This is a genomic window from Tardiphaga sp., from assembly GCF_025356345.1.
GTDB lineage: Bacteria > Pseudomonadota > Alphaproteobacteria > Rhizobiales > Xanthobacteraceae > Tardiphaga.
This window is the reverse complement of sequence record NZ_JANXTC010000162.1, coordinates 1-9,930: the sequence shown is the minus strand read 5'-3', so window position 1 is coordinate 9,930 and position 9,930 is coordinate 1. Positions and strand designations below refer to the sequence as shown.

Genomic DNA, 9,930 nt, shown 5'->3' with positions numbered 1-9,930 from the left:
GTGCTGCATGGATGCTGGTGGCAGGCCGCCTTGAATGTGTCGGCATGGCAATACGGCCGCGGCTAATTCCGCTTGGCCAGGAATGAGTCCGAGACCTTGAAGCCGTATTCCTGAACGATGCGATCAACCACGCCCTCATCGACCTCGTTGAAAAACTGCACGCCATAGCCGTCTTCGCGGACGGCGCGGATGCGCCCCTCCGCCTCAAAGAATTCCGTATGCACCAGCACCGTCTCACCAAGACGGTCGAGAACAAACATGCTGGCCTGCCGGAAGGTACATCCACCCTGCGACACCTCGGTCAAGGCCCCATCGAATTCAGCGCCGATGTCGATGACTTTCATGGTGCCTATCACCACGCAATCGTGGCGGCTGTGACGCCGGGAAAAGGTCTTTTTGTTCAGCTTCGCCGATTGTGGAAGCGCAGGAGTGGTCGGTGTGATTGCAACAGCGCTCTTCATCAAAAAAACTCCTTTGTCTAAAATGGCTCTGGCCGACGCGAGCTAGGCCATCGCCCGGTTCGTGTCTGTTGATGCGATCTCCGGCGGATGAGCCACTCGTTGGTCGGATGCTCCTTCGGCTTTTTCCAGCGCGGAGACGGCGAGTTTCAGCACGCCGGTATAGGCCGAAAAGGCTGTGCCGATATTCGCGTTGAGCCGGTCAAAGCCTTCGAAAATCCGGCCTTCAAGTCCGCTTTCCGCGCCATTGGGCGATGACATCGAGCCATCCGCAGGCCGCCGCGTGGCAAGCTTCGTGACCGAATCCTCCAGCCGGTGAAATTGACTGGTGATAGACACCGCCAACGGCTTCATTGCTTCCTTGAGCGCGCCATCGATCCGGGACTCGATGTTGTCACTGACCTGCAGCGGCATGCGCTCGGCGACGAACGCGTTCTTTTCAATCGCCGCGGCGATCTGCACAGCGGTCTGGGCGTGATTATTGGCGAGGTGACGGATGTTCGTCGAGTGCGATTGCTCCATCTCCTTGATCAGCAGTCGGGTGGCTTCCAGTTCCGTAGTCATCACGACGGACATGCCTTCAGAAAATGTTTCCAGCCCCGCGCCAAATTTCGACAGGCTGCCGGCGATCGTGTCGATCCGCGCCGCCTGCTGTTGCTGGCTCATCTGAATGTCGCCAAGCAACCGCACCGCCTGGTCGAAATTTCCGGCCACGCGCGAATAGTCGGCAAGAATGCTGCCCACGGTCTGGACCAGGGAATGATCGGACGATGATCGGGCGCCGTTGACGCGCTCCGGCGATCGGTCGTTGGCGTTTTCCTCGTCGCCGATCTGGACGACGCCGGCCAGCCATGATTCAAATTCGTGCCTCAATACGCCGGCGGCCTGGCCCGCCATGCGGGCCAGCAGGCCGACGACCAGCGAACTGAACAGGCCAAACAGCGACGCGGCGAACCCAGACGCCATGCCCTTCAGCGGCTCCTGCAACGCGCCGAGCAGCTTCTGGAAAGCGTCCGGCGACGCGGACCCTCCCGCCGAACTCGCGAGTTCGCCAATGATGCCGCCCATCGAGCCGACCATATGGAGCAGGCCGATAAACGTTCCGATCAGGCCCATGAAGACCAGAAGCCCGGACATGTAGCCGAGCAAGGACTTCTCGTCGTCGATGGTCTCGCCGATCTTGTGGACCAGCGTGTTCATCGTCTCGACCGAGAGGCGGATCTTCTTGGTTCGCGCCAGCTCGTCGGTGACGAGATCATAGGCATGGCCCAGCAGACGCGGCCGCTTGAACAGGCGCCCCGGCCGGGAACAGCGATAGTGCCGCCATAGCGGGTCCCTCGACTGCTCGCTCGGGCCTATCCGGATGTCATCCCACATCTCCTTCAATGCATTGAAGGCAACGACTTCGTTTCTCAGCTTGAACACGAACACGAAGGCCATGACGATGGCGAAGCCGAAGGCACTGAGGATCGATCCCGTCGTATAGACGTGAGCCATCACGCCCTCGGCAATGAAGTCCCATTGCCAGGCACTTCCGAGAGCGATCAAGACGATCAACCCGATCATCTTGTAGAGAACGTGCGCAATCCGCTTTTCCATCGCAATACCCTTTGGCAGAGGCTTTTGGCCTCCCCACGCCTGTTAATTGGCGCTCTTGTCCGCAATAACCATTTCGACCGTCAGACCCTTTTCGCGGTCCGCGGTGTCGTTGACGTTGACGCGAATGCTGTCAGGCCGAACCCTGGAATCGACCAGCTGCTTGCGCGCCATCATGGCCCGGTAATAGGCCAGACGCCTCGCCTCGGAGAGCGCGCCGTCGCCAGAATAGGCATAGGCGGTGATCATGATCACCTGTCCGCGCTCGAGGACCTTGTTGTCGTCGACCAGACGCGCGATCGACTGGGCAGCGTCCTGTTGCACCTTGAAGCTTCGTTCCTCGAATCCCAGGGACAGCCGTGGTGATTCCGGCGAAACCTGAATCCGCGCCGGCTCCTGGCGAGACCGCGCATTGCTCACCCGCGCTCCGACGAGTTTTTCGGAGTCAATACTAGCAGCGGCAGCGCTCGCCGAACTGTCGACTGCCTTCTCAGGCTTGCGCGGCTCGCTCGCCGAATTGGCCGACTGCAGCTGCCGCACCTTCTCCATCACGGCCTGCGTCATCTTCTTGACGTCATCCGTGGGGTTAACCTCCGCATTGACGACCTTGGCAATGGCCTCGACAGCATGTTTCGCCACGCTCTGCGACAATACGAACACCGCCATGGCCAACATCATCATGACGAAGGCCAGCACCTGCACCATCGATGTCAACGCATCGACATAACCCGGCCAATAATTATCACTGTCGTCTGATCCGTGTGACATGCGATGGCCGCGGGCTTCCCTCACGATGCCATCAAGAAATTCACGCACCGCTCCCAACAAGTTAAATGAAATTGATTACCAAAATCTGCGGCGCCAGATACCTACCCGACAATCACCTCGAGTGTTGACGTGCGAGATCGCAAGGATTGCAAATTCCTTCGATCGCAACTCTTTTTAGCGCAGCCTGCCGCGACAACTTTCAGACAGAGCCGACCAAAGGTTGCGAAATTAATCCATTGCTATCCCGCGGGTAGATGCGGGACCCGGGGGATGAATCATGGTGCCGGCGTCATGGGCGCTCGACGGGCCACGGTCAGGTTGATAAGCCCCCATCTCAGGGAGCGTTTGAGTCGATATGACCGTTGCGATCGAGATGGGACGAACGACGGCAGGCGCCCCGGCGACGCTCGACCTGGAAGAATTGCTGGCGACCCGACTGCTGGTGCAGGGCAATTCGGGCTCCGGAAAATCCCATCTGCTGCGTCGGCTGCTGGAACAAAGTGCGCCGTGGGTACAGCAGACCATCATCGATCCCGAAGGCGACTTCGTGGCGCTGGCTGACCGTTTCGGCCATCTGGTGATCGATGCCGAGGAACATACCGAGCGCGGCCTCCAGGTCGCCGGCGAGCGCGCGCGCATCCACCGCGTCTCCACGGTTCTCAATCTCGAAGGGCTCGACGCCGAAAACCAGATGCGGCGTGCCGCTGCGTTCCTCGGTGGGCTTTTCGACGTGGCCCGCGATCACTGGTACCCGATGCTCGTGGTGGTGGACGAGGCGCAGCTGTTCGCGCCGGCCGTCGCCGGCGAGGTTTCGGACGAAGCGCGTAAATTGTCGCTCAGCGCGATGACCAACTTGATGTGCCGTGGCCGCAAACGCGGACTTGCCGGCGTCATTGCCACCCAGCGACTGGCGAAGCTCGCCAAAAACGTCGCGGCCGAGGCTTCCAATTTCCTGATGGGCCGCACCTTTCTCGACATCGACATGGCGCGCGCCGCCGATCTGCTGGGCATGGAGCGGCGCCAGGCAGAGGCGTTCCGGGATCTCGAACGCGGGCAGTTCATGGCGCTCGGCCCCGCGCTGTCGCGCCGCCCGCTGGGGCTGCGCATCGGACCCACCGACACCCAGCCGCGCAATGCGACGCCGCGGCTTCTGGCGTTGCCGGAAGCGACCGGGGACGCCCATGCGATGATCCTGGCCGCGCCGCCGCCGGAACATGTTCGGCCGCAGCGCCGGTTATCCCCAGACCTGCTCGGCCAGTTGATGGCGGCGAAGTCCGCGGCGCTTGAAATCCGTCCTGAACCTGTGGAGCAGCCGCTCAGCGCGGAGCAACTTGCCGAGCGGCGCGATCGCGTCGATCGTATTCTGCGCGCCGTGATGGCGGAACCTGACGCCGGCTTTCGCGCCGTCGGCGTGCTTTATCAGGAATTCGTGGTCCGCTGCCGCATCGGCGGGCTCGGCGCGGCGGTACCTGACCTCAGCGACTTCCGGCACATGCTGACACGCGCCCGTGCCGGACTGGGCTCTGATATGGCCGAAGATGACGGCTGGCAGGATGTCTCCAACCGCGCTTCGATCCTGCCCGAGGATATGCAGGGGGTGTTTATGATGATCGCCCGCGCCGCCAAGGAGGGCTGGCCCTGCCCGAGCGATGCCACCATCGCCCGAGCCTATGGATCGCACTCGTTGCGCCGCGCCCGGCGTTTGCTGAGCTATATCGAGGAACGGGGCCTGATCGTCTGCCAGCTCGATGGGGTCGGCCGGCGGACCGTCACCCTCGTGGAACTCGCCTGGGCCACCGCGCCCGGTGATCCCAACGCCGAAGAGCTACCGGCGGAGCTGGCAGCCACCGATTCATTGGCGGATGGTATAGTCAAATAATATGACTAGTCAGCACAATCTGACCGTGCAATAAACTCTCCCGCATCCAGACGCTCGAAGAAGCGTCGGCACATCTGGGAGAACGCTCATGATCCGCATGACCCTCACGGCCCTGCTCGCTGCCACCGCTTTGACCGGCCTGGCATGCAACGCTTCCGCTGCTCAGCTCACTATCGGGTTTTCACAAATCGGCTCCGAATCCGGCTGGCGTGCGGCCGAAACCTCTGTCTCCAAGTCAGAGGCCAAGAAGCGTAACGTCAATTTCAAGATCGCCGACGCCAATCAGAAACAGGAAAACCAGATCAAGGCGATCCGCTCATTCATCGCTCAGAAGGTGGACGCCATCTTTCTGGCGCCGGTGGTTGCGACCGGCTGGGACGCGGTACTAAAGGAAGCCCGGGACGCCAAGATTCCCGTGGTGCTGCTCGACCGCGATATCGATCCGTCCGGCAAGGACCTGTATCTCACCGCCGTGACCTCCGACAGTGTACATGAAGGCGAAGTCGCCGGCGAGTGGCTGGCCAAAGCGGCGGGTAACAAGGCCTGCAACGTCGTCGAGCTGCAGGGCACGGTGGGCGCCAGCGTCGCCGCCAACCGCAAGAAGGGGTTTGATACGGCCGTCGCCAAACACTCCAACCTGAAGGTGGTGCGCAGCCAGACCGGCGACTTCACCCGCGCCAAGGGCAAGGAAGTGATGGAAAGCTTCATCAAGGCCGAAGGCGGCGGCAAGAACATTTGCGCGGTCTACGCGCATAATGACGACATGATGGTTGGCGCCATCCAGGCGATGAAGGAAGCCGGTCTGAAGCCGGGCAAGGACATTCTCACGGTCTCGATCGACGCGGTGCCGGACATCTTCAAGGCGATCGCTGCCGGCGAAGCCAATGCGACCGTGGAATTGACGCCGGACATGGCCGGTCCTGCCTTCGATGCGATCATCGCCTGGAAGGAAAAGGGCACCACGCCGCCGAAGTGGATCCAGACTGAGTCAAAGCTTTATACGGCAGCCGACAACCCGCAGAAGATCTACGACAGCAAGAAGGGCCTCGGCTACTAGGCCGGACGGTGACGCCGCTTCTTGAAACGCGCGGGCTGACAAAAAGCTTCGCCGGCGTCTGCGTGCTCGACGAGGTCGATTTCGCGCTATGCGCCGGCGAGATACATGCGCTGCTGGGCGAGAACGGCGCCGGCAAGTCGACCTTGATCAAGCTGATCACCGGCGTGGTCGCGCGCGACGCCGGTGTGGTGCGGCTCGACGGCGTCGATATCGAGCTACGCACCGCTGACGCGGCGTTGAAGGCGGGCATCGCCACGGTCTATCAGGAAGTGAACATGCTGCCGAACCTGTCGGTAGCCCAGAATCTGTTTCTCGGCCGGCAGCCGACGCGGTTTGGATTCGTGGATCATGCCGAGATGCGCCGCCGCGCATCGCAGCTGTTGAAGGGCTTCGGGCTTGACCTCGATGTCGCCGCCCCGCTCGGTGATTATTCGGTCGCCATCCAGCAGATCACCGCCATCGCGCGCGCCGTCGACATGTCGGCGCGGGTACTGATCCTCGACAAGCCGACGGCGAGCCTCGACAGTCACGAGGTCGAAATCCTGTTCGCGATCATGCGCCAGCTCGCCCGGCGCGGCATCGGCATCATGTTCGTCACGCATTTCCTCGATCAGGTCTATGCCATCAGCGACCGCATCACCGTGCTGCGCAACGGCCGGCTGGTCGGCGAACGCGAGACGGCGCGGCTGCCACGCATCGAGCTGGTCCGGATGATGCTGGGCCGCGAACTCAGCGAAGTCGCCGCCGCGCGCATGCATCGTGCCGATACTGCCCCGCCTCCGCCGTTGGCGAGGCTCCGCCAATTTGGCAAGGATGGCAGCATCACGCCGTTCGACCTCGACCTGTACGCCGGCAAGGTGGTCGGTCTCGCCGGTCTGCTCGGCTCCGGCCGAACCGAAACCGCGCGGCTGGTGTTCGGCGTCGACCGCGCCGATAGCGGCGCGGCCACCATCGGCGGCCGCGTCGCACGGCTGCATTCCCCACGCGACGCGGTACGGCTCGGCTTCGGTTACTGCCCTGAAGAACGCAAGACCGACGGCATCGTCGCGGAGTTGACGGTGCGCGAAAACATTGTGCTGGCGCTGCAGGCGCGTCGCGGGCTGCTGAAGCCGCTGTCGCGGCGCGAGCAGGACGATATTGCAAGGCGTTTCATCAGGCTGCTCGACATCCGTCCCGCCGACCCGGAACGTCCGATCGGTCTGCTCTCCGGCGGCAACCAACAGAAGGCCCTGCTGGCGCGCTGGCTGGCGATCTCGCCCCGACTGCTGATCCTCGACGAGCCAACCCGCGGCATCGATGTCGGGGCGCATGCTGAAATCATCCGCCTGATCCAGCAACTCTGCGCCGACGGGCTTGCCCTGCTGGTGATTTCCTCGGAGCTGGAGGAGATCGTCAGCTATGCCGATCAGGTCATCGTGCTGCGCGAACGGGCGCATGTGGCACGGCTCGCTGGCGAGGCGATCAACGTACCGACGATCCTGGCGGCGATCGCCGGCGACCAGCCGCGCGCGGCGTGAGGGACCGATGATGGCGCTGCGCCTGCCCCGCTCCGGCCTGCCGCAAGTGCTCGCCTTCCTGGCGATCCTGGCAATCAACTGGTCCGTATCGCCGCAGTTCTTCGACCTGCGGCTGCAGGACGGCAGGCTGTTCGGCAGTCTGATCGACGTCTTCAACCGCGGCGCGCCAGTCGCCCTGCTGGCGCTCGGCATGGTGCTGGTAATCGCGACCCGCGGCATCGATCTCTCGGTCGGCGCCGTGATGGCAATCTCCGGCGCCATTGCCGCCAGCTTCGCCGACACCCATCCATGGCCGGTCGTGCTGGCCGCCGCGCTCGGCGCGGGCTTCGTCTGCGGGGTATGGAACGGGCTGCTGGTAGCGGTGCTCGGCATCCAGCCGATCGTCGCCACGCTGATCCTGATGGTCGCGGGCCGCGGCATCGCGCAGCTGATCACCGAAGGGCGCATCGTCACGTTCTCCTCACCGGAGCTGGTGTGGTTTGGCGGCGGCGCAGTGTTGGGGGTGCCCGTGCCGGTGGCAATTACACTCGGCATGCTGCTTCTCACTGTGGTGCTGATCCGCGGCACGGCGCTTGGGCTGATGATCGAGGCTACCGGTGGCAATGCAAGGGCCAGCGCGCTGGCCGGCGTCGGCACGACCACCATGACTATCGCCGTCTATGTCTGGTGCAGCCTGTGCGCGTCGCTCGCCGGCGTCATTGCCGCGGCCGACATTATGGGCGCCGACGCCAACAATGCCGGGCTGTGGCTTGAGCTCGACGCCATCCTCGCGGTGGTGATCGGCGGCACCTCGCTGTTCGGCGGACGTTTCAGCCTGGCCTTCGCGGTGCTCGGCGCACTGATCATCCAGGCCATGAATACCGGCATTTTGTTGTCCGGCTTCAAGCCGGAATTCAACCTGGTGGTCAAGGCGCTCGTGGTGCTGGCGGTGCTGTTGATGCAATCGCCACGGCTTGCCGGCCTCGGCCTGCTGCTGTCGAGGGCGCGGAAATGAACCGGCTGTTTCCCGTCCTCATCACTTCGGCCGTCTTCGTCGTCGGCTTCATCATCTGCTCGGTGCAGTTCCCCAATTTTGCCTCGACGCGCGTGGTCGCCGATTTGCTGACCGACAATGCCTTCCTCGGCATCGTCGCCACCGGCATAACATTTGTCATCATTTCCGGCGGCATCGACCTCTCGGTCGGGGCGGTGATCGGCTTCACCACGGTCTTCCTGGCCATCGCGATCCAGCGGCTCGGCATGTCCCCCTGGCTGGCTTTCGCCACGATCCTCGCGATCTGCGCAACCTTTGGAGCGGCGATGGGCGCGATCATTCAGGTTTTCGACCTGCCGCCCTTCATCGTCACGCTGGCCGGCATGTTTCTCGCCCGCGGCACCAGCTTCCTGATGTCCACGGATTCGATCCCGATCAACGCGCCGCTATATTCGGAGCTCGCCGATTACGCGATCAAACTACCCGGCGACGGCCAGTTGACGGTGATCGCGATGATCATGCTCGCGGTGTTCGCGGTGGGCATCGGACTGCTGCACTTCACCCGCTTTGGCGCCGATGTCTTCGCACTGGGCGGCAGCCGCGGCACGGCGGCGCTGATGGGGGTACGTGTCGGGCCGACGACCATCCGCATCTACATGCTGTCCTGCATGCTGGCCGGCCTGTCCGGCATCGTGTTCTCGTTCTACACTTCCTCCGGCTATTCGCTCTCGGCGGTCGGTGTCGAGCTCGACAGCATTGCCGCCGTCGTGATCGGCGGAACGCTGCTGACCGGCGGCTATGGTTTTGTATTCGGCACCTTTGTCGGCGTGTTGATCCAGGGCCTGATCCAGAGCTACATCAATTTCGACGGCACGCTGTCGAGCTGGTGGACCAAGATCGCCACCGGCGTTCTGCTGTTTGCCTTCATCGTCCTGCAGCAGGCGATCGTCGGCTTCGCCCGCCGATCCGTCCGTCGCGCCGCGGCAGTGCCCGCGTCATGAGCCCGCAGCTCGTCAGTATCCCGACGCGGCGCGCGCATTCCAACCACGCCGCGGTGGCGCGCAGCCTCGGCATCGACATCATCGCCGGCCGTTATGCCGAAGGCGCCAAGCTGCCGGGCGATCCCGAGCTGATCCTGATGTTCGGCGTGTCGCGTCCGGTGCTGCGCGAAAGCGTCAAGACGCTAGTTGCCAAGGGGCTGCTCAGCACCAAGGCCCGGGTCGGCACCGTGGTGCGCGAACGTGCCGCCTGGAACATGTTCGACAGCGACGTTTTGGCCTGGCATCTCGACGCCGGAATCAACACGCGCTTTCTGCGCGATCTGGCCGACATCCGGCTGGCAGTGGAACCCCGCGCCGCCGCGCTGGCCGCCGAACGGCGCTCGGACCACGACCTCGCCGAACTGCGCCGCGCCATTGCCACCATGCGCCGGGAGCCCTCCGATTCGACCGGTTTTGCCGATGGCGACCTCAGCCTGCACCTTACGGTCGCCAACGCTTCCGGCAACCCGTTCATGCGCTCGATCGGCGGTGTGATCGAGGCGGCGTTGCGCGCTTCCTTCCTGCTCAGCGCGCCGGTGGCGGATGCGGAGCGCGAAATCGTTCTGGTCTCGCATCAACACATTATCGAAGCGGTCGAGAACCGAGATAGCGATGCCGCGGCGGCCCTGATGACCATCGTGA

Annotated in this window: 9 protein-coding genes; 6 read left to right on the top strand and 3 right to left on the bottom strand. The window is 63.4% G+C overall.

What is annotated here, in order from left to right; genetic code table 11:
- Positions 1-62: 62 nt before the first annotated feature.
- From Q0S16_RS09485 to Q0S16_RS09475, 3 genes are read right to left on the bottom strand one after another with little or no spacing between them, the layout of a single operon-like run.
- The gene (locus tag Q0S16_RS09485; RefSeq protein ID WP_295847478.1) at positions 63-461 is read right to left on the bottom strand and encodes a PilZ domain-containing protein; all 399 of its coding nucleotides are present in this window, start codon (positions 459-461) and stop codon (positions 63-65) included.
- 42 nt (positions 462-503) lie between these two features.
- Complete coding sequence (locus Q0S16_RS09480; protein ID WP_295847476.1) at positions 504-2,057, bottom strand: hypothetical protein; 1,554 nt, start codon at positions 2,055-2,057, stop codon at positions 504-506.
- A 42-nt stretch (positions 2,058-2,099) separates the two neighbouring features.
- Positions 2,100-2,759 (bottom strand): hypothetical protein, encoded by a 660-nt coding sequence (locus Q0S16_RS09475; RefSeq protein ID WP_295847474.1) that lies wholly within the window; start codon positions 2,757-2,759, stop codon positions 2,100-2,102.
- Between the two features lie 418 nt (positions 2,760-3,177).
- On the opposite strand from Q0S16_RS09475, the gene Q0S16_RS09470 reads away from it, so the two are divergent.
- The 6 genes from Q0S16_RS09470 to Q0S16_RS09445 form a co-directional block, all read left to right on the top strand.
- The gene (locus tag Q0S16_RS09470; protein ID WP_295847471.1) at positions 3,178-4,701 is read left to right on the top strand and encodes an ATP-binding protein; all 1,524 of its coding nucleotides are present in this window, start codon (positions 3,178-3,180) and stop codon (positions 4,699-4,701) included.
- A gap of 97 nt (positions 4,702-4,798) precedes the next feature.
- On the top strand, positions 4,799-5,758 hold the full coding sequence (gene ytfQ, locus Q0S16_RS09465) for a galactofuranose ABC transporter, galactofuranose-binding protein YtfQ (RefSeq protein ID WP_295847485.1): 960 nt from the start codon (positions 4,799-4,801) through the stop codon (positions 5,756-5,758).
- Between the two features lie 8 nt (positions 5,759-5,766).
- Entirely contained in the window at positions 5,767-7,275 is a 1,509-nt protein-coding gene (locus Q0S16_RS09460; protein ID WP_295847470.1) for a sugar ABC transporter ATP-binding protein, read from the top strand.
- A gap of 10 nt (positions 7,276-7,285) precedes the next feature.
- Positions 7,286-8,269 (top strand): ABC transporter permease, encoded by a 984-nt coding sequence (locus tag Q0S16_RS09455; RefSeq protein WP_295847480.1) that lies wholly within the window; start codon positions 7,286-7,288, stop codon positions 8,267-8,269.
- On the top strand, positions 8,266-9,249 hold the full coding sequence (yjfF, locus tag Q0S16_RS09450) for a galactofuranose ABC transporter, permease protein YjfF (RefSeq protein WP_295847468.1): 984 nt from the start codon (positions 8,266-8,268) through the stop codon (positions 9,247-9,249). Before Q0S16_RS09455 ends, yjfF begins: the two co-directional genes overlap by 4 nt.
- A partial coding sequence (locus Q0S16_RS09445) for a FadR/GntR family transcriptional regulator (protein WP_295847465.1) occupies positions 9,246-9,930 on the top strand: 685 nt, incomplete at its 3' end. The genes yjfF and Q0S16_RS09445, both read left to right, overlap by 4 nt.